The organism is Ruegeria sp. G5 (genome assembly GCF_056533365.1).
This window is the reverse complement of the sequence record NZ_JBQFOK010000002.1, coordinates 165,841-191,521: the sequence shown is the minus strand read 5'-3', so window position 1 is coordinate 191,521 and position 25,681 is coordinate 165,841. Positions and strand designations below refer to the sequence as shown.

The following is a 25,681-nucleotide window of genomic DNA, read 5'->3' as shown; positions in this document are numbered from 1 at the left end:
TCGGTTGCACTGTCTGTAAAAAAGGGCGCTCGTATCGGCGCCCTTTTCTGTGATCTCAGTGACCACCCAGAATGCCGGTCCGTACTGAGTAATCGACGGCGATTTCGTAATCCGGGTCGTCATCGCTGTCGACCATCAGGTGACCTGCTTTGTTCAGCAGCCTGTGGCAATCGCGGCTCAGGTGACGCAGCATGACACGTTTACCGGCGGCTTCGTATTTACCTGCGATGTTTTCGATTGCCTGCAGCGCGGATTGATCGACAACGCGGCTGTCGGCGAAATCGACAATCACGGTTTCAGGATCATTAGGCACGTCGAACAGCTCGACAAAACCGTCGGACGATCCAAAGAAAAGTGGCCCCTGGATCTCATAGACTTTTGCGCCCTTCTCTGTCACGGACTCGCGCGTGATGGCGTGGATGCGTTTGGCATTGTTCCACGCATACGCCAGCGCAGACACGATCACGCCTACGACCACCGCAACGGCAAGGTCTTCCATCACCGTCACAACCGTCACCAGCACGATGACAAAGGCGTCCATCAGAGGAACCTTGCGCATGATATTGAACGAGTTCCATGCAAAGGTGCCGATGACCACCATGAACATCACACCAACCAGCGCGGCCAGCGGGATTTGTTCGATCAGCGGCGACGCGAACAGGATAAAGATCAACAGGAACAACGCAGCAGCGATACCCGCAATACGAGTACGACCACCGGATTTCACGTTGATCATCGACTGACCGATCATCGCACAACCGCCCATACCACCGAAGAAACCGGTCGCGACGTTGGCCACGCCTTGCGCGATACACTCCTGCGAAGCTCCACCGCGCTTGCCGGTGATTTCACCCACAAGGTTCAGGGTCAGCAAGGATTCGATCAGACCGATTGCAGCCAAAATGACGGCATATGGCAGGATAATTTCAAAGGTTTCCCAGGTCAGCGGCACCATAGGAATATGGAACGGAGGCAGCCCCCCCTCGATCGACGCCAGATCGCCGACACGCGGTACATCCAGACCAAAACCAATCACCAATGCAGCGACCACGACGATTCCCGCAAGCGGTGCAGGAATGATGCGCGTCACGCGCGGCATGGCCCAGATTACCGCCATGGTCAGCGCAACCAGCCCCAACATGGTGTAAAGCTGCATTCCTGACAGCCACTCACCACCGCTCATGCCGTGGCCTGTGTTTTCCATACTGCCGGGTACTTTGAACTGTCCCAACTGCGCGAGGAAAATGACAATCGCCAGACCGTTCACAAAACCCAGCATAACCGGATGCGGCACCAGACGGATAAACCGCCCCCAATGCATGGCCCCGGCGATGACTTGCAGAATGCCCATCAGAACAACGGTTGCGAACAGATATTCGACGCCATGTTCAGCCACCAATGCGACCATGACCACCGCCAATGCCCCCGTCGCGCCCGAGATCATCCCGGGGCGGCCACCAATCAGCGCGGTGATCAGGCCGACCATAAACGCCGCATAGAGGCCAACCAACGGGTGTACGCCTGCAACAAACGCAAAAGCTACCGCTTCGGGTACCAGCGCCAAAGCCACCGTCAGGCCAGAGAGCAGTTCAATCCTGAGACGCGAGGCGGTCAACCCCTCATCCGGCACCCAACGCAGGTCGGGTTTAGCAATACGGTTGGCAAAGCTTGCCAGCATGGCTCGGGGCATGGGGCGTCCTGTAGATTGGTATATTCGCGCGAAAGGGGCCTTCTACCTTCCATCGGCCTCTGGAGCCACTGCGCCAGGTGGGATGCCGATATGCACAAAATGCATACCGGCCATCTCGCAAAGTCGTGAGTTGAAGACCCTGCGTCCGACGCGCACCATAGTGCCATGCGATGGATTATCCCACTTTTACTGGCCCCTTTTGCAGCGTTTGCGCAGGACTTGCAGGGCAATGACACAGCCAGCAACTGGCGCGTGACCCATTACCAGTCGTTCGGCGTTTGGAATTCCATATGCGACGAGCGCGAGGAATACGGAAACCTGAAACAACGCTGCTACATCCGCCGCGCCGAGGTGTTTTCCTATCGGCCTAAATTCGGTGCTCAGTTCGTTTTCATCACACCCGCACCTGACGGCGTGCAGATCGAGTTCGGCATTGAACCCGGCACGCTTTTCAGCCCGTCGGGATTTCGCATTGATGGTGGGAATAACGTGGTCTGGCGGACAAGAAGGCCGGGATGTCTGACCGGGTTAAGTTGCACATTCGACGGAACATCGGCAGACGAAATCGTAGACGCCATGCTTGCAGGAGACGCCTATCGCTTTGTTTTTCGCGACCGGCACGGGCAATCGCAGGATCTGACATGGCCACTGCAGGAATTCGATGAGGCATGGGGTGATTTTAGGCAGCAGGCACAGGATCGCAATCTGTGGGCGCGGCAGTAACCGCCTTTACCCCTTGTCAAACACCGCGCCGCGGCCCACAAATCCGTCAACATCCACCACAACCCGGAGAGAACACGTGACCCAGACCAAGATTGCTGTCATCGGCGGATCAGGCATCTATGAGATTGACGGGTTGGAAAACGCGGAATGGGTCACGGTTGAGACACCTTGGGGCGACCCTTCAGACCAGATCCTCACGGGCTCTTTGGATGGGGTCGATATGGCCTTTTTGCCGCGGCATGGGCGGGGTCACGTGCATTCTCCGACCGAAGTGCCCTATCGCGCCAATATCGACGCCCTAAAACGCTTGGGGGTCACGGATGTGATTTCAGTATCTGCCTGCGGCTCGTTCCGCGAACATATGGCACCAGGTGATTTTGTCATCGTCGACCAATTCATCGACCGGACCTTTGCGCGTGAAAAAAGCTTTTTCGGAACCGGCTGCGTCGCCCATGTCAGCGTTGCACATCCGACATGCCCGCGATTGTCCGACGCCTGTGAAACGGCGGGCACCGCGGCTGGTATAACGATCCACCGTGGCGGGACTTATCTGGCGATGGAAGGGCCGCAATTCTCATCACTGGCCGAATCCAAGATGTACCGTGAGCATTGGGGCTGCGACGTGATCGGCATGACAAACATGCCCGAGGCAAAACTGGCCCGTGAAGCCGAGCTTTGTTATGCCTCAATCGCCATGGTGACGGACTATGACAGCTGGCATCCGGACCACGGAGAAGTTGATGTGACGGCGATTATCGCCACCCTGACCGGGAACGCCGAAAAGGGCCGCGCTTTGGTCAAGGGACTGCCGGCCCTGCTGGGTAAAGACCGCTCCCCCTGCCCGCATGGATGCGACCGCGCGCTGGAATACGCCATTCTGACCGCACCCGAGAAACGCGACCCGGCTTTGCTGGCAAAGTTGGATGCGGTTGCGGGCCGAATACTATGACCCGCTTATGGGGGTCAGCGTAGTCAGAACCTCGTCCCACAATCCATGCGTCCACAGGTCGTTGTGGGTGCCATCCGGAATGATATGCAGCTGTGCAGTGTCACCTGCCATATCAGCTAATGCCTGACCATGATGCACCGGGATCGTTTGATCTGCTGTTCCGTGAAAAATCAGCGTTGGAACTGTTACGTCGTCGATCAGGTCCCGTGTTCTGAACTGATCCTGCATCAGGGATGAGACCGGCAGCCACGGGTAACGCTCGGCCGCGACATCGACGGTCGCCGTATAAGGTGCCTCCAATACCAAAAGACGGGCTTCGGGGCGCTGTGCGGCGACGGCGGTCGCAATCCCTGTTCCCAGGCTTTGCCCATGCAAAACAACTGTTTGCCCTTCGCTGCTCAACTGGTCGAACATCTCAATGGCATCTGCAATCAGCGCCTGTTCCGAAGGTTCACCTTCGCTCCCCGGGAATCCGCGATAGCTGGGTGCCAATAGGCCAAATCCGCTCTCTCGGATTTGGCTCATCCTGTCTGCCCGGTCGCTTAGGCTGCCGCTTTGGCCATGAAAGAACAAAACGGTGGGCGTGTTTTCCGTGGCCGGCGCTGCAGACCAGGCCGTCAGCACTGCGCCATCCGACATCGTCAGCGATATCACGTCGACGTCTGCTAAACCAACCGCGGCCGGGCTAAGCAGCTGGCCATCCGGTTTAAACACCATAGACTTCTGATTGAAGTAAATATACCCGAGCACCCCGACATAGATCGCGGCGACACCAATCACAGAAAAGATCAAAGCGCGTTTGATACGGCCCATCTTTGAGCCGATGTTATGCTGCGCACTTGTATTTGTCTCATATACTTGTGTCATGGGTCCCTCCGTCCGGGTTGCATCCTTGATTTCGGGCATCTCTAACCCTGTTTCAAGCAGTGGCCCCGAGGATTAATCCAGAGTTTAACTTTTCTACAGAAACCTTCGGATCGGCGAAAGAACTTGTGGTCCGCGTGCGTCTTGAGATGCTCGCGATTTCGTGATCACCCCCCTTGCGTTGGCCGCAGTTGCGCCACAAATCCAAGGCAGAAAGCCTTACGCAAGCGCAGAGGACAACATGCAACGACTTGAGGCTTTGGATGCGGCCAGATTTCTGGCTTTTTGTGGAATGGTGTTGGTCAATTTCCGCATCGCTGCGCAGGTTGTGCCGGGCCATGACATTGCGTCCTTTCTTGTCGACGCGATTGAGGGGCGAGCCGCCGCCTTGTTCGTAGTCCTCGCTGGAATTGGGATTAGCTTATCCGGCGTCACTTCAGATGTGTTGCTGCGACGCGCTGCTTTTTTGTTCGTCCTGGGCCTGATCAACATGACGGTGTTTGAGGCCGACATCCTGCACTTCTACGCGCTGTATTTTGTCGTTGGCGCTGCTATTTTGTCCGCGTCCTCACGCGGTCTGTGGCTTGCAGCGGTGGGAATTGTCGGGGCGTCAATAGTGCTGACCCTGACTTTCGACTACGACCGCGGGTGGGATTGGACCAGCCTGACTTATTCCGACCTTTGGACTTTGCCCGGTTTTCTACGAAACACGTTTTTTAACGGATGGCACCCCGTGCTGCCTTGGGCATCTTTCTTGCTGATCGGCATGGCAATTGGACGAACTGAGCTGCATACCTTGTGCGTCCAGCATCGCCTGATCATGTGGGGTTTCGGCGCCGTCGTTTTGTCCATGTTCCCCGGCATTCTCATCTCGGATCCCGATTTAGCGGCTTATCTGGGCACCAAATCCATCCCGCCGGGGCCGTTTTACATTCTGTCCGGAACAGGCTCGGCCTGTGTGGTGATAGGACTGGTTCTCAAGTTGTGGTCAAAGCTGCAACAACCCGGTCTTGGACCCATCCTAACTGCGCCCGGACGAATGAGCCTGACACTTTACATGGCACACATTCTGATCGGAATGGGGTTGCTTGAGGCGGTCGGTCTGCTGAACGGCTCACTTAGCCCAACACAGATCGCAGGTTACGCCTTGGCGTTCTGCGTCCTTTCCGCCGTGTTTGCCCAATTCTGGCTTAAGCATTTCCGCAATGGCCCGCTCGAAGCGTTGATGCGCCGCACATCACAGCCACGAATGGCTTGACCTTCAAACCTTATCAGGGCTTGCTCCACAGGACATTCTAACCGGAGCGCTCATGTCTCTCGACCTTTGGCTGGCCTTCGTGGCAGCATCTACTGCACTTTTACTCATCCCGGGACCAACCGTTTTGCTGGTCCTCAGCTACGCCTTGTCGAAAGGCCGCAGTGTCGCCGTCGCCTCGGCAACAGGAGTTGCTTTGGGGGACCTTGTGGCCATGACCGCGTCGCTGCTTGGGCTAGGGGCACTGGTTTTGGCCTCGGCAACTCTGTTTTCGGTACTGAAATGGGTCGGTGCCGCCTATTTGGTCTGGCTTGGGATAAAACTGCTCAGAAGCGCTCCGTCAGATGGGCTGCACTCGGTGGGAACCCAAAAAGACGTGACCGCTGGCAGTGTTTTTGGACACGCGGCGGCGGTAACGGCACTGAACCCAAAATCGATCGCATTCTTCATCGCCTTCGTGCCGCAATTCCTGAGGCCTGCTGATCCACTGGCTCCGCAGTTCCTCATACTCATCTCGACGTTTGTGGCTTTGGCCTGGTTGAATGCGCTGGCCTATGCGCTTTTGGCCGATCGGTTGCGCCTGATGATTGGGCGCGCGGGTGTGATTGCGGCGCTGACCCGGTTCGGAGGGCTTACCTTGATCGGAATGGGCATCGCGACAGCCGTCTTGCGACGTCCCGCCTAAAGATCAGTTCTCGGCGTTTTCTTTCATAAAACTGCGGATAAACCGCCGGATTTCTCTTGCTGCGGACGTGTCCAATTCCTTGCAAAGCTCGACAAAAGCGTCACGTTCATCTTTATCCAGTCTCAAGACTAACTGGCTGTTTTTCTTTGTAGAACTCTTTCCGTCTTTCTTCGCCACGCACCAAATCCCCGTCTAACACTTGATTCTACACGAGATGCATTGTATATACACTGCATAGAAGTTGTAGTTATCGAGCACCTAACAATAAATAAGGATTTTGGCAATGAACCTTCATGCTGCTCAGGCATTTCTTTTGCGCGACCAGCGCAATTGGCGCAAACCGCATCTGTCGTGGCTACCTGCCCCGCTGTACCGTTACTACAGCCTGCCGAATGCAATTCGGGGACGTCGCGACTAGGCGAGGCCATTCTTTTCTTGCATGACTGACCCCAATGGGCCAAACAGCCCAGCGTGTTTCACGCCTAAGGGGTCGATCATGTCCAGAAACAAATCGGTTAAGGATTACATCCGCACAATCGTCGATTTCCCGCATGAGGGGATCATGTTTCGGGACGTCACAACGCTGTTTGCTGATCCACGTGGGTTTCGCATGGCGATTGACCAGATGCTGCACCCTTATGCCGGAGAGCGCATCGACAAAGTCGTCGGGCTAGAGGCGCGCGGCTTTATTCTGGGCGGTGCTATCGCACATCAACTCAGCGTTGGTTTTGTTCCCATCCGAAAAAAGGGCAAACTGCCCGGCACCACCATCAGTCAGGACTACAAGCTGGAATACGGTGAAGCGATCGTCGAAATCCATGACGATGCCATCGAACCGGGTGAGAAAATTCTGGTCGTTGATGATCTGCTTGCTACCGGCGGCACGGCTGCAGCCGGTATCAAACTGATCGAGCGTTTGGGCGGTGAGATCGTGTCCTGTTCCTTTATCGTCGATCTGCCCGAGCTGGGCGGGCGCAAAATGCTGGAAGACATGGACATGGATGTGCACGTTCTGTGTGAATTCGAAGGTCTTTAACGACGCCACATCACAAAAAAGTGAGTGGAAATTCAACTTCAGCGTGGCTTAGCCCAGCGCATGCTCAGATCAACGATATTTCATAGAGATATTCAGTGATCTTGTTTTGTCGATCCCCCGTATCCCTGTTGATGTCACTTCAGGCATCCCAACAAGGGAACCTTTATTATGCTTCGTAAACTTGCTTTTGCCGGCGTTGCTGGCGCTCTGATCGCTTCAACTTCGTTTGCTGGCGGCAACAAGGATATCGTGGACACCGCCGTTGGCGCGGGCAGCTTTGAAACGCTTGTTGCAGCTGTTCAGGCGGCCGAACTGGTCGATACGCTGAAAGGTGACGGTCCGTTTACCGTCTTCGCGCCCACCGATGAAGCATTCGCCGCCCTACCAGAGGGCACCGTCGAAAACTTGCTGAAACCGGAAAACAAGGATCAGCTGGTCGCTATCCTGACCTACCACGTGGTACCGGGCAAAGTAATGTCGGGTGACTTGTCTGACGACATGACAGCGGCCACCGTTCAAGGGGGCGACATCACTGTTGATCTCGACAACGGCGTGATGATCAACGATGCGGCCGTCGTTCAGGCAGACATCGAAACCTCTAATGGCGTGATTCATGTGATCGACAAGGTCATCCTGCCAGCATCCTGATCAACAAAGCGGCTCGGTTAAACCCGGGCCGCTTTCACGACTTCAATACAGCACCCGGATTCATGATCCCTTTGGGATCTAAAGCCGATTTTATCGCGCGCATCGCAGCCAATTTGACCGGGTCCCCATATCGTTCAAGATCGCCCGTCTTCAGACGCCCAACCCCATGCTCTGCGCTCACCGATCCCTCGAACGCATGCACAAGGTCATGAACCACACGCTTTATCTGCTGTCGTTGGTCATCAAATTCGGAACGCGAATGCCCGATGGGTGGGAACACGTTGTAGTGTAAATTTCCATCCCCCAAATGACCAAAACAATTGATCCTGAAAGGGCCGAGTGGCGCGATAGCTTCCTGACCTCGGCGAATGAACTCGGGTATCTTGGAAATCGGCACCGAAATGTCGTGGCTGGACACCGAACCGATCAGCCTATTGGCCTCGGGGATACGCTCGCGTACGGCCCACAGGTCCAAGCGCTGCCCTTCGCTTTGTGCGATAACGGCGTCCAGAACCAGACCCCGTTCATGAGCCTCGGCGCAGAGGTCCTCTAACGCAGACGTTGGCGACAGACCTGAGAATAACCCCACCTCAATCAAAACCGACCATTCGGGCTGGGTGTCAAAAGGCTGGCGAACATCAGGCAACACTTCAGTCAGGAACTGCAGCCCTTGTCGGTGGATCAGCTCGAATGTGCTGACCCCGTCTCCCATCTGGTCCCGCGCCATTGCCAAAAGCTCGATCGCGGCTTCGGGCGACGCTACTGCTATCATCGCAGTCCCAACGCCCGCAGGACGAGGAAACAGATTGAGCGAAGCCGCCGTGATGATCCCCAACGTTCCTTCGGACCCGATCAACAGATTGCGCAGGTCATACCCGGTGTTGTCCTTCCGCAAACGACCCAGCCCGTGCCAGATTTCTCCGTTCGGCAAGACGGCCTCCAGCCCCAAACACAGGTCGCGCGCATTGCCGTAACGCAAGACGTTCACGCCACCGGCATTCGTGGCAAGGTTACCGCCGATGCGACAGGATCCCTGCGCGGCCAGTGTCAAAGGAAATAGCCGGTCCACCTGTTCAGCCGCATTCTGCACATCCGCCAGAATTGCACCGCCTTCGGCGATCAGGATATTCTCAGCCGGATAAACGTCCCGGATCGCGGTCATCCGCTCCAGCGAAATCAGCAACGGCGCAGGGCCATCGGACATCACCTGCCCACCGACAAGCCCAGTCCCACCGCCATAAGGAACCACCGGCACACCCGCATCAGACGCCATGCGAACCAGCCCTGATACCTCGTACACAGTACGCGGCAATGCCAGCACCCCGGCTTGACCAGCAAAACGTCGGCGCGGTTCCTCAAGATAACGCTCGGCTACAGGCCGCAGAATATCCGCGCTAAACGCACGCTGGACAGACTGGGCAAATGCATCATCGGCAGGCTTCAAACTCATAGGACTTCCTTGCCCAACCTGCGGCAGCGCGACAAGGCCTATTCCAGTTCGATCAGATATTGCGGTTCAAGCACAACCACTGTGGGACGGTCAGGTAAAGTGCGCAGCGAAACGACAATCTCGGAAACACCATCGCGTTCAACTGGGAATTCGTCCCGGATATCAACCAGAAACCGGTCCAACGAAAACCCCGAAAACCAGTGCATCGGAATGATAACAGAACTTTTCAACCGCCTGAGAACCGAGATCATCTCGGGCAAGGGCATCGTCGTTCCGCCATCCACGGCCGCCATAACCACGTCCAGACGCCCAAGTGCCGCGAATTGCTCATCTGACGGAATGTGATGCAGGTGGCCCAGATGGCCAATGCACAATCCTTCGATCTCAAAAACAAAGATTGAATTCCCGCGTTCCTCTACCCCGCCATACGCAGAACGGATATCAGTTGATACATTGCGTACCAGCATTTCGCCCAGATCCAGGTGATGCTCAATGCCCTGACCAAACTCGCCCCACCCTGGCAGCACATGCGGGATTGCAGGGTCAGGGTTGGCTGTCCAGTGCGTGCTATGCGCGTGGTTCATGGTGACAACATCCGGAATAAGATCGGCACTTCCGATAAACCCCGTGAAATCCGTCACCGCGTTCAACCCGCCCTGCGTCTGGATCAGGAAAGACGCGTGGGCAACGTAACTTATCCGAACCGAGAACTCGGGAACCGGGTCTTGCCAAGAAGCCTTCTGGATGTACTCAATTCCCGGTGCAGCATCCGCGATGGCGATACAATGACTTGGTCGCCGCTCTTGTGCCACAGCCCCACCCGAAATCATCAACAATACCGCAAGAATCCACCGCATGACCCGAGTATAGTGCGACCGCGCACCAAGTCATGCCCCTTGTTCATCTGGCTAAAAATATCCCGGGGTTGGGGCAGCGCCCCAATGACCCGCAGGGTCACCCTACCCTGCGTCTGTCTTGCCGCGCCGATCTGATCGCAGACAGGCGTACAGAACATGCGTCCGCCAACGGCCGTTGATTTGCAGATAAGACTGCGCAACGCCCTCATACTTGAAACCCGATTTTTCCAGCACCCCTCGCGAGGGTTTGTTTTCCGGCAGGCACGCCGCCTCGATCCGGCTCAGGTCAAGCCGGGTAAAGGCATGATGCACAACGGCCCCGATCGCCTCACGCATATAGCCATTGCGGGTGAATGCCTGACCAGTCCAATAGCCAAGCGTGCCCGCCTGCGCTGGACCGCGCCGCACGTTGTCCAGCGTGATGGCACCTACCAAAACGTCATCTTCACGCCGAAACAGAAAAAGCGGGACTGCCGTTCCACTGGCCACGGAACGCTGTGCCCAATAGACCCGGTTGGTGAAGGACTTGCGGCTAAGGTGATCCTTGGCCCAGATCGGCTCCCATGGGGTGAGGAACTCTTTCGAGGCTCGGCGCAGCGCTGACCAATCGTTGAAATCCGAATGCACCGGCGGACGCAGGCTGAGGCGCGCTGTCTCAAGTTTCAGCTTGCGTCGGCCCAAAAGCATCACGCCGCGCGCCTCTCCTGCAAGGTTGCCAGCGTTGGCGCACCGGCCACCGGCCCATAAAGCGCCAGCGCCGCCGGGGCCTGTACGGCCATCGTCTCGGCAAAAGCGCGCACGTCCTTTGTGCTGACCGTATCGATCTTGGCAACCGTATCCTCAAGCGAAGGCACCCGACCCCAAATCTGTACCAGCCGCGCCAGACGTTCCGCCCGGTTCGACGGGCTTTCCAGCCCCATCAGCATTCCGGCCTTCATCTGCGCGCGTGCCCGGGCGACCTCTTCCGGGCCCATGTCTTCGGCAGCACGTTTCATCTCATCAATGGTGATCGTCGCAAGCTCGCCCACCTGGTCCGCCGAGGTTCCAGCGTAAATCGTGGTGGTTCCGGTATCCGCATAGGCCCCGGTTTGCGCAAAGATCGTATAGCAGAGCCCGCGCGTTTCGCGAACCTCCTGGAACAATCGCGAGGACATACCGCCGCCCAAAGCGGTAGAATAGATCTGAGCCGTATAGATTGCATCATCGCGATAGCCCGGGCTTTCCAGCGCCAGCGCGAAATGGGCCTGCTCCAGCTCTTTCTCCTGCCGCGCTTCACCGCCGGTGAATTTCGCGGCTTCGGCAATCAACCCTTTGCGCGGTTGCAGATGACCAAACATCTCTTCGGCCATCTTCATCAGAGCATCGTGATCCACCGCCCCAGCTGCCGACAGGATCATCTGCTCGGGCCCGTAATGCTCGGCCACAAAGCCCGACAGGTCTTCGCGTGAAAACGCGCTCACCCGCTCGGACGGCCCCAGAATGGTGCGGCCCAGAGGCTGGTCGTGATAGCTCTGCTCTTGCAGCCAGTCAAAGATCACGTCGTCGGGCGTGTCATAGGCCTGACCGATTTCCTGCAGGATCACGCCGCGCTCGACCTCGATCTCGCGCGGGTCGAAGACCGGGTTCAGAACGATGTCACCGATGACATCCATCGCCAGCGCCACATCGTCTTTCAGAACGCGGGCGTAATAGGCCGTCACCTCGCGCGAGGTATAGGCGTTGATATAGCCGCCAACATCCTCGATCGCCTCGGCGATTTGCAGCGCAGACCGCCGCTCGGTTCCCTTGAACGCCATGTGTTCAAGGAAATGCGCGATGCCGTTCTGTTCGATTCGCTCGTTCCGCGCACCCGCGGTCACCCAGATGCCGATGGCCGCAGATTGCAGCCCCGGCATGTTCTCACTGACGATCCGAAATCCGTTCTTCAGCTGGTCTTGTCTGACAGTCACTCGGCGATATGCCCTTTGATATGATCCTCAAGGGCGCCCAGATCATTGGCAATCCGCGTCACCCGTTCCGGACGTTCATACAGATCAGACATGCGGGATGGAAGAGGCGGATGTTCCCCGCTCGCCTTCTCGACCGCCGCCGGGAATTTCGCTGGGTGAGCAGTGGCCAGAGTGATCATTGGCACATCCGCCGTACGGTGATCTTCACCCACCTTGATGCCGATGGCCGAGTGTGGGCAAACCAGCTCAGCGCTATGGGCCAGCGTGTGTTTGATCGTCTCTAGCGTTTCATCCTCGGAGACACGACCCGAGTCAAAACTCTCACGCAGCGCTTCCATCGCGCCCTGACTGACGTTGAAACCGCCGTTCTTGAGCTCATCCATCAACTGCGCTACGGCCGCGCCATCCTCGCCATAGGCATAGTACAGCGCCCGCTCAAAGTTTGAGCTGACCTGAATGTCCATCGACGGACTGATAGAGGGGATGGTCTCACCCTTGAAATACCCCTCGCCCGACAGGCACCGGTGCAGGATGTCGTTCTGGTTGGTCGCCACCACGAGACGGTCAATCGGCAGCCCCATGCGCTTGGCAAGATAGCCCGCGAAAATGTCACCGAAATTGCCGGTTGGCACAGTGAAACTGACCTTGCGATGCGGTGCACCGAGGCTGACAGCGGCGGAGAAGTAATAGACGATCTGCGCCAATACCCGGGCGAAGTTGATTGAGTTCACCCCGGCCAGCTTGACCCCATCGCGGAAGTCAAAATCGTTGAACATATCCTTCAACGCGGCCTGGCAATCGTCGAAATCGCCATCCACGGCCAGCGCATGCACGTTGCTGTCGGCGGGCGTTGTCATCTGACGGCGCTGCACCTCGGACACACGGCCATGCGGAAACAGGATGAACACATCCACCGCGTCCAGCCCTCGGAATGCCTCAATCGCGGCTGATCCGGTATCCCCACTGGTCGCGCCCACGATGGTCACGCGATCATTGCGCCGCTTCAGGGCCACCTGGAACAACTGGCCTATCAGCTGCATGGCAAAGTCTTTGAAGGCCAGCGTGGGACCGTGGAACAGTTCCAGCAAGAAGTGGTTCTCGTTCAGTTGCTTCAGCGGCGCGCGGGCGTCGTGGCCAAACCCTTCATAGGCGCGGGCGATGATGTCCTTGAACTCCTGCTCGGAGAATGAGCCGCTGACATAGGGCCACATCACGCGGAACGCGATCTCTTCATAAGGCAGACCAGCTAGTGCTGCGATCTCATCATGGCTCATGACCGGGATCTCAGCGGGCAGGTACAGGCCGCCGTCGCGGGCAAGGCCGGTCAGCATCGCCTCTTCAAAGGTCAGTTCCGGCGCTTGGCCGCGGGTCGAGATGTATTTCATTGCTCTTCACTCTTTGCAGGGGCGCGGTTGCGCCACAGGAAATAACCGGTCATCGCGGCCCAGACCAGAGCCAGACCAAACCATGTGATTGCGTATTGCAGGTGATCGTTGGGAATGCCCGCCGTATCAACAGGCAAAGGCGTGATATCGGGGTCAGTTTCCGACCGTGCGATCAGCAGAATGGGCTCTGCCCCCAGCGCGGCGGCCAGATTGGGCACATCGCGGGCAAACCAGATATTGTCGTCAATATCGGGTTCCGGCGTGTAGCTGTCGATCTCATCCGGCCAATGCAGATTGCCCGTTACGGTCATCGGGCCCGTCAGACGTTCGGCCTGCTTTGCTGTTGTCGGCACAAAGCCGCGATCTACAAGGATCGTAAGATCTGCCGTGCTAAAAGACTGGATGATCCGATACCCCGCCCCAACCTGCTTGACCGACACCAGAACGTGGATTTCGCCCGGTTCCATCTCACCCGTGATCGTGACGGGCAGGTACCTGTTCTCTTCTTCCGACACATTTGCCGGTAAGGAAACTGGATCAGCCGCAATCCGGGCGTCAATGTCGGCCAGAATAGTCTGTTTCCACGCTAACCTCTGCACCTGCCAAACACCCAGTGACAGCAGCACACCCAGGCCAGCGAGACCAAAGATCAGCAGGAAAAGAATGCGGTGCATGGCGGGGCGGATACCTTGTTGCAGAAACCGGCGTCTTGTTACGGGCGGAGCAGATGAAAATGCAACTACGCAATTGTATGGGGCGCAATCTTGCGCCCGGAATAGAGAAAAAGCCGCCCCGAGGGCGGCTTTTGCAGTTGGATCACCTGACCTGCGTTACAGGAACGGAGCCTGACCCCAGATGTAGACGGCGAAGAACAAGAACAGCCAGACGACGTCAACAAAGTGCCAGTACCAAGCAGCGGCTTCAAAGCCGACATGCTTCTCAGGTGTGAAATCGCCCCGCAGTGCGCGGATCAAACAGACACTTAGGAAGATCGTACCGATGATCACATGCGCACCGTGAAAGCCCGTGGCCATGAAGAAGTTCGAATAGAACTGATCACCGCCGAACACCCAGTCTTCGTGCGCCAGCAGCTCATAGTATTCGTAAGCTTGCAGCGCCGTAAATGCGATGCCCAGAACGATACCGATGGCCAGACCATTGATCAGCGCCTTGCGATCGTTGTCATGCACCAGCGCATGGTGTGCCCAGGTGATGGCACAGCCCGACAGCAGCAGAACCAAAGTGTTGATCAGCGGCAGGTGGAAAGGGTCAACCGCGTGGATATCAGGCTGGATATATTCGGTGCCGGCATAGTCGTACATCGGGTACATGCGATGTTTGAAGAACGACCAAAACCAGGCAAAGAAGAACATCACCTCGGACATCACAAACAGGATGAACCCATAGCGCAGCCCGATACGAACGACCGGTGTATGGTCACCAGCGCGGCTTTCAGCCACCACCTCGGACCACCACGCAAACATAGTGTAAAGAACGGCTACCAGCCCCATCCAGAACAGGAATGAGGTTACACCGTGCATCCAAAGGACGGCTCCGAACAGCATCACAAAGCCACCGACGGCGCCGATCAGAGGCCAGATCGACGGGGCCAGAATGTGATAATCATGGTTTTTAGCGTGTGCCATCAGCGTCCCTCACCTAAAGGCATTAGTTCGTGTTTGTATCAGCCTGCGCGTCAAGGGCGGCATAGCCCTCGGGCAGGTCAATTTCGTAGAATGTATACGACAGAGTGATCGTATGAACATATTTTGCTTCCAGATCTTCGACCATTTCCGGATCGACGAAGAAACTCACCGGCATCTGAACCCGCTCACCTGGCTGCAGAACCTGCTCTTCAAAGCAGAAGCAAGCGATTTTCTGGAAATACCCTCCGGCAGAATACGGAGCGACGTTGTAGGACGCCTGCCCCGCAATCGGACGATCTGTGGGGTTGTAAGCCTCATAGAAGGCCAGCCCGGTTTCACCGATGCGAACTTCCATTTCTCGTTCGACCGGCTTGAACTCCCAAGCCATATCCTTGGCCTTGGAGGCGTCAAACCGCACGGTGACCTTGCGGTCGAGAATTTCTTCGGGTGCAGCTTCGGCTACGCCGGTCGTGCCACCAAAGCCTGTTACGCGGCAAAACCAGTCGTAGAAAGGTACCGCCGCCCATGCAAGGCTTCCCATCAGCAGAACGACGCCCACTGTTTGAACAACTGTCTTCTGAGGACCTGACAACGCCATCAGTTTTGCACCTCTTGCGTAGCGAGATTGAAATCAGTGCCCGAGACCTTGACGATTGTCAGGCCAAAAATAATCACGATGAAAGCGGCCAATGTCAGGCCTACCCCAAGATTGCGGCTGAACCGGCGATGGTGGAGTTCATGGCTCTTGCGTAGGCTCATGACCAGCCTCCCAAACCATAGGGTTTCAACAGCGCTTCGACCAAAATTGCCCCGAAATGCAGGAACAAATAGAGCAGCGACAACTTGAAGAAGCTTCGTTCAACTTTGAAGTTATCGGCCTCCGAATCCTCTTCTGTCCGGCGCGAGATAGACCATGCTCCACGCAAGAAAAGCGCGTTCATCACCACGGCAACGGTCAGGTAAATCGGACCACCAATGCCTGAAAACGCGGTACCGACAGCCAACAGCGCCAACAGGACCGTGTAGACAAGGATATGCCAACGTGTGGCGCGACGGCCGTGGGTCACGGTCAGCATCGGAACACCAGCGTCATCGTAGTCTGAGCGCATGAACAGCGCCAAAGCCCAGAAATGCGGAGGTGTCCACATGAACGTCAACGCGAACATGAGCCACGGTTCGATGGACATGGTTCCAGTTGCGGCAACCCATCCGATAACAGGTGGGAAAGCCCCAGCCGCACCCCCGATGACGATGTTTTGCGGTGTCGAACGTTTCAGCCACATTGTGTAGACGACGACGTAGAAAAAGATCGTGAAAGCCAGGAAAGCGCCTGCAAACCAGTTGGTTGCCAGCCCCAGCATGATCACGGAAAGACCAGACAAGGCCAAGCCAAGTGCAAGCGCCTCGCCTTCCTGAACCTTGCCTGATGGAACCGGGCGCCCCTTGGTGCGCTTCATAACGCGGTCGATATCCGCGTCCCACCACATGTTCAGCGCACCAGATGCACCACCGCCGATTGCGATGAACAGGATAGCGCAAAAACCGACGAAAGGGTGCACAGGCACAGGCGCGGCCAGCAACCCGACCAGAGCCGTAAACACAACCAACGACATCACGCGTGGCTTCAGCAGGGCGAAATAATCGCCAAAGCTGGCCTCGTCCGCGTGCGCCTTGGCGGTCACTTGGCTGGCATTGATGCTTGCGTCGCTCATTTCCGGTCCTTCTGGTGCAAAAGCTGCGCGTTCCCCGCGCAGCATGCGTTCGCTCGTTAGGTCGCCAAAACGTTACTTCGAGGCAACCTGATAAGGCACAGGCTGACCTGCGTACTCTTCCAGGGCGCCCTGAAGCCATTCTTCATACGCTTCTTCGCTCACAACCTTGACGGTGATCGGCATGTAAGCGTGGTCCTTGCCGCACAATTCCGAGCACTGGCCAAAGTAGACACCTTCTTTGTCAGCCTGGAACCAAAGCTCGGCCAGGCGGCCCGGCACGCCGTCCTGCTTCACACCAAAGGACGGGATCGTCCACGAGTGAATCACGTCAGACGCGGTGACCTGCATGACAATGATCTTGCCAACCGGGACAACAACCGCCGTGTCCGTCGCCAGCAACCATTCATCATCGCTGTATCCAGCCTCGGCAAGCTTGGCGCGCATCGCATCATCCAGAACAAACGGTGTCACATCTGCGTCTGCAGGGCGCGCGCCTTCATCCAATGTTGCGGGGTGACCCAACAGATAGCTGTCAAACGCGAAATCGTGATCGACGTATTCGTAGGTCCAGTACCATTGGTTACCGACCACCTTGATGACAACATCGCCTTCCGGGATTTCCTGCTGTTTGAACAGCACCGGCAACGAGAACGCGCCGATGAAGACCAGAATCAGAATCGGCCCCAAAGTCCAGGCAACCTCAACCGGAGTGTAGTGCGAGAATCGCGCAGGTTCGGGGTTGGCGCGGCTGTTGTAGCGGACGATGCAGTAGATCAGCAGGCCAGCAACAAACACACAAATCGCTGTGATGATGACAAGAATCATCCCATCCAGCCGCTGGATCCCCTCGGCAAGGCTTGTCGCCGCGGGCTGAAAACCAAGGCCGCCATCGACGGGCTTGCCAATAATTTCAAGCTCCTGAGCCATGGCGGGAAGGCTGGAGAGGGCTGTCATAAAGCCCGAAAGCATCAAAGCATTCTTCATGTTCTGTCCTGATCGTTTGATCTTTGCGTCCCTGGCGAAAAGGTGTGAATCGGCCACACCTCACCCGTTGTCTTTGGCCGCGTTAAAAACCATATTCCTGCGGGTAGATAAAGCAAAATGCTTGCGTCAAACAGACGCTATTTTTGATCTGGATCAAACCCGAAAGGTCCCAACCCATGCCCAACGACCCGTTTCGCCCCTTTGACAGCGCTCTTCCCAAGGACGAAGCGCTTGCGGTTCTGCAGTCTGCGACAGCCGGAGCCGAAGACGGCGAACTGTTTGTTGAGCGTCGAAAGTCCGAGTCTCTGGTGTTTGATGATGGGCGGCTGCGCACCGCATCATATGACGCCTCCGAGGGGTTTGGGTTGCGCGCTGTTCAGGGTGAGGTGGCAGGTTACGCGCATTCAACAGACGTTTCGATCCCGGCCCTGAAACGGGCTGCAGAAACTGCGCGTCTGGCAGTTGGTGACGGTGGCGGCACATTGGCAGAGGCACCGCGGGCGACCAATACCCGGCTTTATACTGACGAGGACCCGATCGAATCCGCAGATTTTCCGGTCAAGATCGAAACCCTTCGCGAAATCGACGCGTTTGCCCGTGATCTGGACCCGCGCGTTGTTCAGGTAAGCGCCACTATCGCAGCTGCCGTTCAAGAAGTTGAGATTTTGCGCCCCGATGGCGTGATGGTCCGGGACGTACGCCCCATGACGCGGCTCAACATCTCGGTCATCGTCGAACAGGACGGTCGGCGTGAAAGTGGTTCGACCGGGGGTGGTGGACGTGTCGGGCTGGACGGGCTGATTGATCCGGCTGACTGGCAGAACAAAGCGCGTGAGGCTCTGCGCATCGCTTTGGTCAATCTTGACGCCATCCCTGCCCCGGCTGGGGTGATGGAGGTTGCGCTTGGGCCCGGATGGCCGGGGATTCTTCTACACGAAGCAATCGGGCACGGCCTGGAAGGTGACTTCAATCGCAAAGGCAGCTCGGCCTTCGCGGGACTTATGGGCCAGCAAATTGCGTCCAAAGGTGTCACCGTCGTTGACGACGGCACAATACCAGATCGGAGAGGCTCGATATCGGTTGATGACGAAGGCACGCCCAGCTCGCGTACCGTTCTGATCGAAGACGGGATTTTAACGGGATACATGCAAGACCGCCAGAATGCGCGCCTGATGGGGGTTGCGCCCACGGGTAACGGACGTCGTCAGAGCTATGCTCACAAACCCATGCCACGCATGACAAACACAGTCATGCTGGGTGGTGATGCGGACCCCGCATCGCTGGTCGCAGATATCAAGGACGGCATCTGGGCGGTCGGTTTTGGCGGTGGCCAAGTGGATATCACAAACGGCAAGTTCGTCTTTTCCTGCACCGAAGCGTACCGGGTCGAGAACGGCAAAATCGGTGCGCCCGTCAAAGGTGCGACGCTGATCGGTGATGGCCCTTCGGCTTTGAAACGCATTCGCGGTTTGGGCAATGACATGGCGCTTGATCCGGGCATGGGAACCTGCGGCAAGGACGGTCAGTGGGTGCCCGTCGGGGTCGGCCAGCCGACAGTATTGATGGATGGGCTGACGGTCGGCGGATCGGCGACCTGATACACAACAGCAATGGGAAAACACCGGGGCGCAGGGTTAACCTTGCGCTCTGGTTTTTTGACCATTAGACCCACCATTTCGCAAAGCGCAGAATTTCTTGGCAAACTTTTTCCCATTAAATTCAGTGTATTAAACTGAAATCTGCCGCTCACACCAAATAATATTTGAAAAATTTGAAGCGATTCAGAAGCTGTTAACCCTGCTCGCCGTAAACCAGTTCTGCAATCAGGCGGAGCGACGGATGACCGAAGAGCAGCTTTCTTCCTATCACCCCACACTCCCACCCACCACGGAAGAGGATCGGTTTTCCTGGCTTCGTCTGTTGCGCTCGCGCAAAGTTGGTCCGGCGACATTCCGTCGGCTGCTGCGCGAACATGGCTCAGCGCAGAATGCGCTGGCCGCGCTGCCGGAAATGGCACGCGCTGCCGGAATTGAAGGGTATGAAATTTGCCCACCCGGCGTGATTGAGGCGGAACTCAGGGCCGCAAAAGCAGCGAATGCTCAGCTTTTGTGCCTTGGGTCCGCCGATTTTCCGACAGCACTGAACGACCTGAATGACGCGCCTCCGATCCTTTGGGCCATAGGGGATCTGACTTTGTTACAACGCCCTGCAGTGGGCATGGTCGGTGCTCGCAACTGTTCATCCCTCGGCGCCAGAATGGCACGAGGATTGGCGAGTGAGCTTGGAAAGCAAGGTTTTCCAGTGGTTTCAGGGCTAGCGCGCGGAATCGACACCGCGGCCCATATGGCCTCCTTGGAAACCGGGACAATTGCGGTGATGGCCGGTGGTGTCGACGTCGTATACCCCGCTGAGAATACCGAACTGGCAGAGAAAATCGCACGATCCGGTTTGCGAGTCTCTGAACAACCGATGGGCGTGACGCCGCAGGCCAGACACTTCCCGCGCCGCAATAGAATCATATCCGGGTTGGCGCAGGCGGTTGTCGTTGTCGAGGCGGCTGCAAAGTCTGGCAGCCTGATCACAGCGAGAGACGCGCTGGATCAGGGGCGCGAGGTTTTGGCCGTTCCTGGACACCCGTTTGACGCACGCGCCGCTGGCTGCAACCTTTTGATCCGCGATGGGGCCACGCTTGTTCGGTCCGCAGTCGACGTGGTAGAGGCCCTGCCCCCACAAGCGTACCCGATGCAATCCAAACAGCCCGACAGCACGGTCGCGCCCTCCAAACCGCCAAGTGCTACCGTCGATCTACATGCAGCGATCCTGGCTTGTCTGGGCCCTTCTCCGATTGCCGAAGACCAGTTGATTCGTGATGTCGCGGCAACGGCTGGAGAGATCGGCCCTGCTCTGGTCGATCTCGAGTTGGACGGGCGCATTCAAAGGCAACCCGGCGGTTTGCTTTCATTGACGGCATAAGCACCCAAGCTAAAAATTTCTCGGTGATATCAGTTTGAAATCGCCATCAAATTCAAGTGCGCGAACGAACGCATTGACAATTCGCTCTTGCCCTACACATTTTGCACCATCATAGAAGGCGCTATATTCGTCGAGCGAGGTTTCCCCCTAAATGCCTGTAGTTGTTGTAGAATCCCCTGCCAAGGCCAAAACAATCAATAAATACCTCGGCCCCGACTACACGGTTTTAGCGTCTTATGGCCACGTCCGGGACCTGCCGCCAAAGGACGGATCGGTGGATACCGAAGACGAATTCGCCATGAAATGGGAGGTCGGCAACGACAGCCGTAAGCACGTCAAAGCCATTGCCGACGCCCTCAAAGAAGACAACGCATTGATCCTGGCGACTGACCCCGATCGCGAAGGGGAAGCGATCAGTTGGCACCTGCAAGAAGCGCTGACCAAACGCCGCTCGATCAAGAAAGACACACCGGTCAGCCGCGTGACCTTTAACGCCATCACCAAGGACGCCGTGACCGAGGCGATGCAGAACCCGCGTCAGGTCGATATGCCGTTGGTCGAAGCTTATCTGGCCCGTCGTGCACTGGATTATCTGGTGGGCTTCAACCTGTCGCCCGTCTTATGGCGCAAATTACCCGGTGCAAAATCCGCTGGCCGCGTGCAATCGGTCTGTCTGCGCCTGATCGTCGAGCGCGAGATGGAGATTGAAGCCTTCAAACCGGTCGAGTACTGGTCGGTTCGCGCGCTGTTCGAAACGCCACGTGGTCAAACCTATGAGGCGCGACTGGTCACGTTGGCGGGCAAGAAACTGGACAAGCACGACCTGGCCAACGCAACACAGGCCGAGCTGGCGGTTCAGGCCATCACGAGCCGCGCGCTCAGCGTAACCTCGGTCGAAGCCAAGCCCGCTGCGCGCAACCCAAGCGCCCCATTCATGACCTCGACCCTGCAGCAGGAAGCCAGCCGCAAGTTTGGCATGGGTGCGCGTCATGCGATGCAGGTCGCGCAACGGCTATATGAGGCCGGATACATCACCTACATGCGGACCGACGGCATCGACATGGCCCCCGAGGCCGTATCGGCAGCACGTGACGCGATTACAGACCGCTATGGGGCTGAATACGTGCCCGACAGCCCCCGCATTTATAAGAACAAAGCCAAAAACGCGCAGGAAGCCCACGAATGTATCCGCCCGACGGATATGTCTCGTGACGCAAAAGCGCTGAAGGTCACGGATGAAGACCAGCGTAAGCTCTACGATCTGATCTGGAAGCGCACCATCGCCTGCCAGATGGCTGCCGCACGTTTGGAACGCACAACGGTCGAGATCGGCAGCGATGACGGGCAAGTCGGGCTGCGCGCCACTGGTCAGGTTGTGTTGTTCGACGGTTTTATGCGCGTCTACGAAGAAGGGCGCGACGACGTCACCGACGACGACGAAAAGCGCCTGCCGCAGATCATGCAGGGCGACCCTGCGCGCTTTGCTAAAAGCTCACTGCGGGATCAGTTCACCAAAGCGACCTCAGACTCGGAAAAGGCCGCAATTCTGGCCGACAACGAAGCCGTTCTGGCGCTGCAACACCACACCCAGCCCCCTCCGCGCTATACCGAGGCGACTTTGGTTAAGCGGATGGAAGAATTGGGCATCGGACGGCCTTCGACCTATGCCTCGATCGTGACAACGATTCAGGACCGCGAGTATGTCCGCAAGGACAAGAACCGACTGATCCCCGAGGAAAAGGGCCGGATTGTCACGATCTTCCTGCTGAACTTTTTCCGACAATACGTGGGCTACGAATTCACTGCCAACCTCGAAGAACAACTGGACGATGTCAGCGCGGGTGACCGCGACTACAAAGACCTGTTGGGCAAGTTCTGGCGTGATTTCTCGGCCGCCATCGGCGAGACGTCCGAGCTGCGCATCTCCGAAGTCTTGGATAAGCTGGACGAAGCACTGGCCCCACAATTGTACCCGCCGCGCGAAGATGGATCTGACCCGCGTGTTTGCCCGAAATGCGGTGTCGGCCAGCTGCACCTGAAAACATCGCGAACCGGCGGTTTCGTGGGCTGCGGCAACTATCCAGAATGCACGTATACCCGCCCCATTGCAGGTGAAGGCGCAGAAGGCGACGAACGTCTGCTGGGTGAAGATGCGGGAGACGAAATCTGGCTGAAATCCGGGCGCTTTGGGCCTTATGTCCAACGCGGAGAACCGACGCCGGAGAACAAAAAGCCCCCGCGGGCATCCCTGCCCCGAGGCTGGAGCAAGGACGACATGGATCTGGACAAGGCTTTGACGCTGTTGTCCTTGCCTCGCCAAATCGGCGAACATCCCGAAGGTGGCATGATCACCTCGAACTTCGGGCGGTTCGGACCTTACCTGATGCATCAGTTGGCGGATGAAGCGAAACCTGTTTATGCCAACCTCAAAGACCCGAACGACGTGTTCGAGATCGGCATGAACCGCGCGGTCGAGCTTTTGGCTGAGAAACGCGCCAATCCTGGACGCGGTCGGCGCGCAGCCGCAAAACCGCTGAAAGAACTGGGGGAACACCCCGACGGTGGCCCGATGCAGGTTCTGGACGGGCGGTACGGGCCTTATGTGAAGTGGGAGAAGGTCAACGCGACCATTCCCAAGGACATCAAGCCCGAGGACGTAACACAGGAAATGGCCATAGAACTGGTCAATGAACGCGCCGCCAAGAAAGGCACCAAGAAAAAAGCGGCCCCCAAAAAGAAAAAAGCAGCGACCAAGAAAGCTGACTGAAACAGGCCCGGGTATGGCGTTCTGACGCACCGGGCACCTGTACCTGAATAAATCAGTCAGATTGTGTGTTTCCCCTGCAGACGCGACATGAAAATGCGTTGGCAAGAAAGGGAATAGACTCATGATCAGAATAGCCACATTGGGCGTCGCTATTGCTTTGGGCTGCGCGGTGCAAGTAGACGCCTCGCACGACGACAAGACTGCAACTGCCGAGATCATCAATGCGGACGGCAAGGTGATTGGAGAAGCCCATGCCAAGCAAGGCCCGAATGGGGTTCTGTTGCACGTAAAAGTCTCGGACCTGCCGCCGGGCAAACACGGGCTGCACCTGCATAGCCATGGCGTGTGCGAGCCGGGTGAAGGGTTCAAAACAGCGAAAGGCCACGTTGGTAAGGTCGAAGGGGCGCATGGACTCATGAACCCCCAAGGGCCAGAGCCGGGCGATCTGCCCAACATGTATGTCGGTGCCGACGGCGTTGGTGAGATGGAAGCCTTTACCACGCTGGTCACGTTGGATGGCGGTGATCACGCACTGTTGGACGCGGACGGGTCGACTTTCATCATTCACGAAAAAGGTGACGACCATATCAGCCAGCCTATTGGTGGTGCCGGTGGGCGCATTGCTTGCGGAATCCTGAAAGCCAACTAACCAAGTAGTCAGCGGGATACCGTAGAAATACCTGAACCCGCTGATTTCATTGACTCCCCCGAGGCACAACGGCACAACCTGCCCATCACCATGTCATTGGGGGAGTTTTCCATGAAGAAAGTCTATGCCAATGCCACCGAGGCGCTCGATGGGGTGCTATCGGATGGCATGCTGATTGCAGCCGGCGGGTTCGGCCTGTGCGGTATTCCAGAGATGCTGCTGGAGGCGATCAAGGCCTCGGGCGCTAAGGACCTGACGTTCGCGTCCAACAACGCCGGTGTGGATGACTTCGGCATCGGTATCCTGCTGCAAACCAAGCAGGTCAAAAAGATGATCAGTTCATATGTTGGTGAGAACGCAGAGTTCATGCGCCAATACCTCAGTGGCGAGCTTGAGCTGGAATTCAATCCCCAAGGCACCCTTGCCGAACGTATGCGCGCCGGTGGGGCCGGCATTCCGGGCTTCTACACCAAAACAGGTGTGGGCACCGTGATCGCCGAGGGTAAAGAGCACAAGGACTTCAACGGTGAGACTTACATCATGGAGGAAGGCATCTTTGCCGACCTTGCAATCGTGAAGGCCTGGAAAGCGGACGACACCGGCAACCTTGTTTTCCGTAAGACCGCGCGTAACTTCAACGTCCCCGCCGCGACCTGCGGTAAGATTTGCGTGGCCGAAGTGGAAGAAATTGTTCCGCGCGGCTCGCTGGATCCTGACGGGATTCACCTGCCCGGTATTTATGTGCACCGCCTGATCCAAGGCAGCCACGAAAAGCGCATCGAACAGCGCACGACTCGCAAGAAGGAGGACGCATAATGCCTTGGGACCGCAATCAGATGGCCGCACGCGCGGCCGAGGAATTGGAAGACGGCATGTATGTGAACCTTGGCATCGGGATTCCGACGCTGGTCGCCAACTACGTGGGTGACAAGGACATCACGCTGCAATCCGAGAATGGTATGCTGGGCATGGGCCCCTTTCCTTTCGAGGGCGAAGAAGACGCCGACCTCATTAACGCCGGCAAGCAAACGATCACTGAATTGCCGCGCACGTCCTATTTTGACAGCGCCACATCGTTTGCCATGATCCGCGGCGGCAAGATCGCAGCAGCGGTTCTGGGTGCGATGGAAGTGGATGAGAAAGGCGATCTGGCGAACTGGATGATCCCGGGCAAGCTCGTCAAAGGTATGGGCGGCGCCATGGACCTCGTCGCCGGTGTGGGCCGGGTGATCGTGGTGATGGACCACACCAACAAGCACGGCGACTCTAAGGTGCTTAAGGAATGTACCCTGCCTCTGACCGGTCAGGGCGTGGTAGATCGCATCATTACGAACCTTGGTGTACTGGATGTGGTCGAGGGCGGCTTAAAGATCGTCGAACTTGCTGATGGTGTCAGCGAAGAAGAGATGCGCGCAGCGACCCAGGCGACACTTGTCGACTGATCCGGCGCTACCGTTAC

The 25,681-nt window shown here is 57.2% G+C and carries 27 protein-coding genes; 13 read left to right on the top strand and 14 right to left on the bottom strand.

Features of this window, described 5'->3' with window-relative positions; all coding sequences use genetic code 11:
• Positions 1 to 55: 55 nt before the first annotated feature.
• Positions 56 to 1,690 carry a SulP family inorganic anion transporter gene (locus tag ACR0BD_RS03995; RefSeq protein WP_480694607.1) on the bottom strand — a complete coding sequence of 545 codons (1,635 nt, stop codon included), beginning with the start codon at positions 1,688 to 1,690 and terminating at the stop codon, positions 56 to 58.
• 165 nt (positions 1,691 to 1,855) lie between these two features.
• Between ACR0BD_RS03995 and ACR0BD_RS03990 the strand changes: the two genes are divergently transcribed.
• Both ACR0BD_RS03990 and ACR0BD_RS03985 read left to right on the top strand, forming a co-directional pair.
• Entirely contained in the window at positions 1,856 to 2,413 is a 558-nt protein-coding gene (locus ACR0BD_RS03990; RefSeq protein WP_480829005.1) for a hypothetical protein, read from the top strand.
• Positions 2,414 to 2,489: 76 nt separating this feature from the next.
• Complete coding sequence (locus ACR0BD_RS03985; RefSeq protein WP_480829002.1) at positions 2,490 to 3,362, top strand: S-methyl-5'-thioadenosine phosphorylase; 873 nt, start codon at positions 2,490 to 2,492, stop codon at positions 3,360 to 3,362.
• Here ACR0BD_RS03985 and ACR0BD_RS03980 read toward each other — a convergent pair.
• The gene (locus ACR0BD_RS03980; RefSeq protein WP_480829000.1) at positions 3,357 to 4,229 is read right to left on the bottom strand and encodes an alpha/beta hydrolase; all 873 of its coding nucleotides are present in this window, start codon (positions 4,227 to 4,229) and stop codon (positions 3,357 to 3,359) included. The genes ACR0BD_RS03985 and ACR0BD_RS03980 overlap by 6 nt on opposite strands.
• Positions 4,230 to 4,467: 238 nt before the next feature.
• Here ACR0BD_RS03980 and ACR0BD_RS03975 point away from each other — a divergent pair, with 238 nt between their 5' ends.
• Positions 4,468 to 5,484, top strand: a complete 1,017-nt coding sequence (locus tag ACR0BD_RS03975) for a DUF418 domain-containing protein (RefSeq protein ID WP_480828998.1) — start codon at positions 4,468 to 4,470, stop codon at positions 5,482 to 5,484.
• Between the two features lie 52 nt (positions 5,485 to 5,536).
• Positions 5,537 to 6,166 carry a LysE family translocator gene (locus tag ACR0BD_RS03970; protein ID WP_480828997.1) on the top strand — a complete coding sequence of 210 codons (630 nt, stop codon included), beginning with the start codon at positions 5,537 to 5,539 and terminating at the stop codon, positions 6,164 to 6,166.
• Positions 6,167 to 6,169: 3 nt separating this feature from the next.
• Here the strand turns inward: ACR0BD_RS03970 and ACR0BD_RS03965 are convergent, their stop codons facing one another.
• Positions 6,170 to 6,343, bottom strand: coding sequence for a hypothetical protein (locus ACR0BD_RS03965; protein WP_480694618.1), 174 nt, complete (start codon positions 6,341 to 6,343; stop codon positions 6,170 to 6,172).
• 106 nt (positions 6,344 to 6,449) lie between these two features.
• On the opposite strand from ACR0BD_RS03965, the gene ACR0BD_RS03960 reads away from it, so the two are divergent.
• The 3 genes from ACR0BD_RS03960 to ACR0BD_RS03950 all read left to right on the top strand — a co-directional run bounded on the left by ACR0BD_RS03960 (position 6,450) and on the right by ACR0BD_RS03950 (position 7,850).
• Positions 6,450 to 6,584, top strand: a complete 135-nt coding sequence (locus ACR0BD_RS03960) for a hypothetical protein (protein ID WP_480694620.1) — start codon at positions 6,450 to 6,452, stop codon at positions 6,582 to 6,584.
• Positions 6,585 to 6,662: 78 nt separating this feature from the next.
• Positions 6,663 to 7,202, top strand: a complete 540-nt coding sequence (locus tag ACR0BD_RS03955) for an adenine phosphoribosyltransferase (RefSeq protein ID WP_480694622.1) — start codon at positions 6,663 to 6,665, stop codon at positions 7,200 to 7,202.
• A 168-nt stretch (positions 7,203 to 7,370) separates the two neighbouring features.
• Positions 7,371 to 7,850 carry a fasciclin domain-containing protein gene (locus tag ACR0BD_RS03950; RefSeq protein ID WP_480694624.1) on the top strand — a complete coding sequence of 160 codons (480 nt, stop codon included), beginning with the start codon at positions 7,371 to 7,373 and terminating at the stop codon, positions 7,848 to 7,850.
• Between the two features lie 34 nt (positions 7,851 to 7,884).
• On the opposite strand, the gene ACR0BD_RS03945 is transcribed toward ACR0BD_RS03950, so the two are convergent.
• From ACR0BD_RS03945 to coxB, 11 genes are all read right to left on the bottom strand, one after another.
• Positions 7,885 to 9,300, bottom strand: a complete 1,416-nt coding sequence (locus ACR0BD_RS03945) for an FAD-binding oxidoreductase (protein ID WP_480828995.1) — start codon at positions 9,298 to 9,300, stop codon at positions 7,885 to 7,887.
• 38 nt (positions 9,301 to 9,338) lie between these two features.
• Complete coding sequence (locus tag ACR0BD_RS03940; protein WP_480828993.1) at positions 9,339 to 10,157, bottom strand: MBL fold metallo-hydrolase; 819 nt, start codon at positions 10,155 to 10,157, stop codon at positions 9,339 to 9,341.
• Between the two features lie 102 nt (positions 10,158 to 10,259).
• Positions 10,260 to 10,844, bottom strand: coding sequence for a GNAT family N-acetyltransferase (locus ACR0BD_RS03935; RefSeq protein WP_480828992.1), 585 nt, complete (start codon positions 10,842 to 10,844; stop codon positions 10,260 to 10,262).
• Complete coding sequence (locus tag ACR0BD_RS03930; RefSeq protein ID WP_480828991.1) at positions 10,844 to 12,106, bottom strand: M16 family metallopeptidase; 1,263 nt, start codon at positions 12,104 to 12,106, stop codon at positions 10,844 to 10,846. The genes ACR0BD_RS03935 and ACR0BD_RS03930 overlap by 1 nt, the downstream gene beginning before the upstream one ends.
• A complete protein-coding gene (gene thrC / locus ACR0BD_RS03925) occupies positions 12,103 to 13,491 on the bottom strand; it encodes a threonine synthase (protein ID WP_480828990.1) in 1,389 nt (462 codons plus the stop codon). The genes ACR0BD_RS03930 and thrC overlap by 4 nt, the downstream gene beginning before the upstream one ends.
• The gene (locus tag ACR0BD_RS03920; RefSeq protein WP_480828989.1) at positions 13,488 to 14,165 is read right to left on the bottom strand and encodes an SURF1 family protein; all 678 of its coding nucleotides are present in this window, start codon (positions 14,163 to 14,165) and stop codon (positions 13,488 to 13,490) included. Before ACR0BD_RS03920 ends, thrC begins: the two co-directional genes overlap by 4 nt.
• Positions 14,166 to 14,321: 156 nt before the next feature.
• The gene (locus tag ACR0BD_RS03915; protein WP_480694636.1) at positions 14,322 to 15,137 is read right to left on the bottom strand and encodes a cytochrome c oxidase subunit 3; all 816 of its coding nucleotides are present in this window, start codon (positions 15,135 to 15,137) and stop codon (positions 14,322 to 14,324) included.
• Between the two features lie 22 nt (positions 15,138 to 15,159).
• The gene (locus ACR0BD_RS03910) at positions 15,160 to 15,735 is read right to left on the bottom strand and encodes a cytochrome c oxidase assembly protein (RefSeq protein WP_480694638.1); all 576 of its coding nucleotides are present in this window, start codon (positions 15,733 to 15,735) and stop codon (positions 15,160 to 15,162) included.
• The gene (locus ACR0BD_RS03905; RefSeq protein ID WP_480694640.1) at positions 15,735 to 15,896 is read right to left on the bottom strand and encodes a hypothetical protein; all 162 of its coding nucleotides are present in this window, start codon (positions 15,894 to 15,896) and stop codon (positions 15,735 to 15,737) included. Before ACR0BD_RS03905 ends, ACR0BD_RS03910 begins: the two co-directional genes overlap by 1 nt.
• Positions 15,893 to 16,849 (bottom strand): heme o synthase, encoded by a 957-nt coding sequence (gene cyoE, locus ACR0BD_RS03900; protein WP_480828988.1) that lies wholly within the window; start codon positions 16,847 to 16,849, stop codon positions 15,893 to 15,895. The genes ACR0BD_RS03905 and cyoE overlap by 4 nt, the downstream gene beginning before the upstream one ends.
• 72 nt (positions 16,850 to 16,921) lie before the next feature.
• Positions 16,922 to 17,833, bottom strand: coding sequence for a cytochrome c oxidase subunit II (gene coxB / locus ACR0BD_RS03895; protein ID WP_480828987.1), 912 nt, complete (start codon positions 17,831 to 17,833; stop codon positions 16,922 to 16,924).
• A 176-nt stretch (positions 17,834 to 18,009) separates the two neighbouring features.
• Here coxB and tldD point away from each other — a divergent pair, with 176 nt between their 5' ends.
• The 6 genes from tldD (at position 18,010) to ACR0BD_RS03865 (ending at position 25,664) form a co-directional block, all read left to right on the top strand.
• Positions 18,010 to 19,431 (top strand): metalloprotease TldD, encoded by a 1,422-nt coding sequence (gene tldD / locus ACR0BD_RS03890; RefSeq protein WP_480828986.1) that lies wholly within the window; start codon positions 18,010 to 18,012, stop codon positions 19,429 to 19,431.
• Between the two features lie 241 nt (positions 19,432 to 19,672).
• Positions 19,673 to 20,806 carry a DNA-processing protein DprA gene (gene dprA, locus ACR0BD_RS03885; protein ID WP_480828985.1) on the top strand — a complete coding sequence of 378 codons (1,134 nt, stop codon included), beginning with the start codon at positions 19,673 to 19,675 and terminating at the stop codon, positions 20,804 to 20,806.
• A 151-nt stretch (positions 20,807 to 20,957) separates the two neighbouring features.
• A complete protein-coding gene (gene topA / locus ACR0BD_RS03880; RefSeq protein ID WP_480828984.1) occupies positions 20,958 to 23,573 on the top strand; it encodes a type I DNA topoisomerase in 2,616 nt (871 codons plus the stop codon).
• A 121-nt stretch (positions 23,574 to 23,694) separates the two neighbouring features.
• Positions 23,695 to 24,222 carry a superoxide dismutase family protein gene (locus ACR0BD_RS03875; protein ID WP_480694652.1) on the top strand — a complete coding sequence of 176 codons (528 nt, stop codon included), beginning with the start codon at positions 23,695 to 23,697 and terminating at the stop codon, positions 24,220 to 24,222.
• 111 nt (positions 24,223 to 24,333) lie between these two features.
• On the top strand, positions 24,334 to 25,038 hold the full coding sequence (locus tag ACR0BD_RS03870) for a CoA transferase subunit A (protein ID WP_480694654.1): 705 nt from the start codon (positions 24,334 to 24,336) through the stop codon (positions 25,036 to 25,038).
• Positions 25,038 to 25,664, top strand: a complete 627-nt coding sequence (locus ACR0BD_RS03865; RefSeq protein ID WP_480694656.1) for a CoA transferase subunit B — start codon at positions 25,038 to 25,040, stop codon at positions 25,662 to 25,664. The genes ACR0BD_RS03870 and ACR0BD_RS03865 overlap by 1 nt, the downstream gene beginning before the upstream one ends.
• The last annotated feature ends 17 nt before the right edge of the window (positions 25,665 to 25,681 follow it).

Bases quoted from the DNA above. Each gene is read 5' to 3' on its own strand.
- ACR0BD_RS03995 (WP_480694607.1), bottom strand. From the start codon at position 1,690: ATGCCCCGAGCCATGCTGGCAAGCTTTGCCAACCGTATTGCTAAACCC.
- ACR0BD_RS03935 (WP_480828992.1), bottom strand. From the start codon at position 10,844: ATGCTTTTGGGCCGACGCAAGCTGAAACTTGAGACAGCGCGCCTCAGC.
- coxB (WP_480828987.1), bottom strand. From the start codon at position 17,833: ATGAAGAATGCTTTGATGCTTTCGGGCTTTATGACAGCCCTCTCCAGC.
- ACR0BD_RS03910 (WP_480694638.1), bottom strand. From the start codon at position 15,735: ATGGCGTTGTCAGGTCCTCAGAAGACAGTTGTTCAAACAGTGGGCGTC.
- tldD (WP_480828986.1), top strand. From the start codon at position 18,010: ATGCCCAACGACCCGTTTCGCCCCTTTGACAGCGCTCTTCCCAAGGAC.
- cyoE (WP_480828988.1), bottom strand. From the start codon at position 16,849: ATGAGCGACGCAAGCATCAATGCCAGCCAAGTGACCGCCAAGGCGCAC.
- topA (WP_480828984.1), top strand. From the start codon at position 20,958: ATGCCTGTAGTTGTTGTAGAATCCCCTGCCAAGGCCAAAACAATCAAT.
- ACR0BD_RS03905 (WP_480694640.1), bottom strand. From the start codon at position 15,896: ATGAGCCTACGCAAGAGCCATGAACTCCACCATCGCCGGTTCAGCCGC.
- ACR0BD_RS03945 (WP_480828995.1), bottom strand. From the start codon at position 9,300: ATGAGTTTGAAGCCTGCCGATGATGCATTTGCCCAGTCTGTCCAGCGT.
- ACR0BD_RS03970 (WP_480828997.1), top strand. From the start codon at position 5,537: ATGTCTCTCGACCTTTGGCTGGCCTTCGTGGCAGCATCTACTGCACTT.
- ACR0BD_RS03875 (WP_480694652.1), top strand. From the start codon at position 23,695: ATGATCAGAATAGCCACATTGGGCGTCGCTATTGCTTTGGGCTGCGCG.
- ACR0BD_RS03990 (WP_480829005.1), top strand. From the start codon at position 1,856: ATGCGATGGATTATCCCACTTTTACTGGCCCCTTTTGCAGCGTTTGCG.
- ACR0BD_RS03980 (WP_480829000.1), bottom strand. From the start codon at position 4,229: ATGACACAAGTATATGAGACAAATACAAGTGCGCAGCATAACATCGGC.
- ACR0BD_RS03975 (WP_480828998.1), top strand. From the start codon at position 4,468: ATGCAACGACTTGAGGCTTTGGATGCGGCCAGATTTCTGGCTTTTTGT.
- ACR0BD_RS03915 (WP_480694636.1), bottom strand. From the start codon at position 15,137: ATGGCACACGCTAAAAACCATGATTATCACATTCTGGCCCCGTCGATC.
- ACR0BD_RS03870 (WP_480694654.1), top strand. From the start codon at position 24,334: ATGAAGAAAGTCTATGCCAATGCCACCGAGGCGCTCGATGGGGTGCTA.
- ACR0BD_RS03940 (WP_480828993.1), bottom strand. From the start codon at position 10,157: ATGCGGTGGATTCTTGCGGTATTGTTGATGATTTCGGGTGGGGCTGTG.
- ACR0BD_RS03955 (WP_480694622.1), top strand. From the start codon at position 6,663: ATGTCCAGAAACAAATCGGTTAAGGATTACATCCGCACAATCGTCGAT.
- dprA (WP_480828985.1), top strand. From the start codon at position 19,673: ATGACCGAAGAGCAGCTTTCTTCCTATCACCCCACACTCCCACCCACC.
- ACR0BD_RS03960 (WP_480694620.1), top strand. From the start codon at position 6,450: ATGAACCTTCATGCTGCTCAGGCATTTCTTTTGCGCGACCAGCGCAAT.
- thrC (WP_480828990.1), bottom strand. From the start codon at position 13,491: ATGAAATACATCTCGACCCGCGGCCAAGCGCCGGAACTGACCTTTGAA.
- ACR0BD_RS03865 (WP_480694656.1), top strand. From the start codon at position 25,038: ATGCCTTGGGACCGCAATCAGATGGCCGCACGCGCGGCCGAGGAATTG.
- ACR0BD_RS03950 (WP_480694624.1), top strand. From the start codon at position 7,371: ATGCTTCGTAAACTTGCTTTTGCCGGCGTTGCTGGCGCTCTGATCGCT.
- ACR0BD_RS03920 (WP_480828989.1), bottom strand. From the start codon at position 14,165: ATGCACCGCATTCTTTTCCTGCTGATCTTTGGTCTCGCTGGCCTGGGT.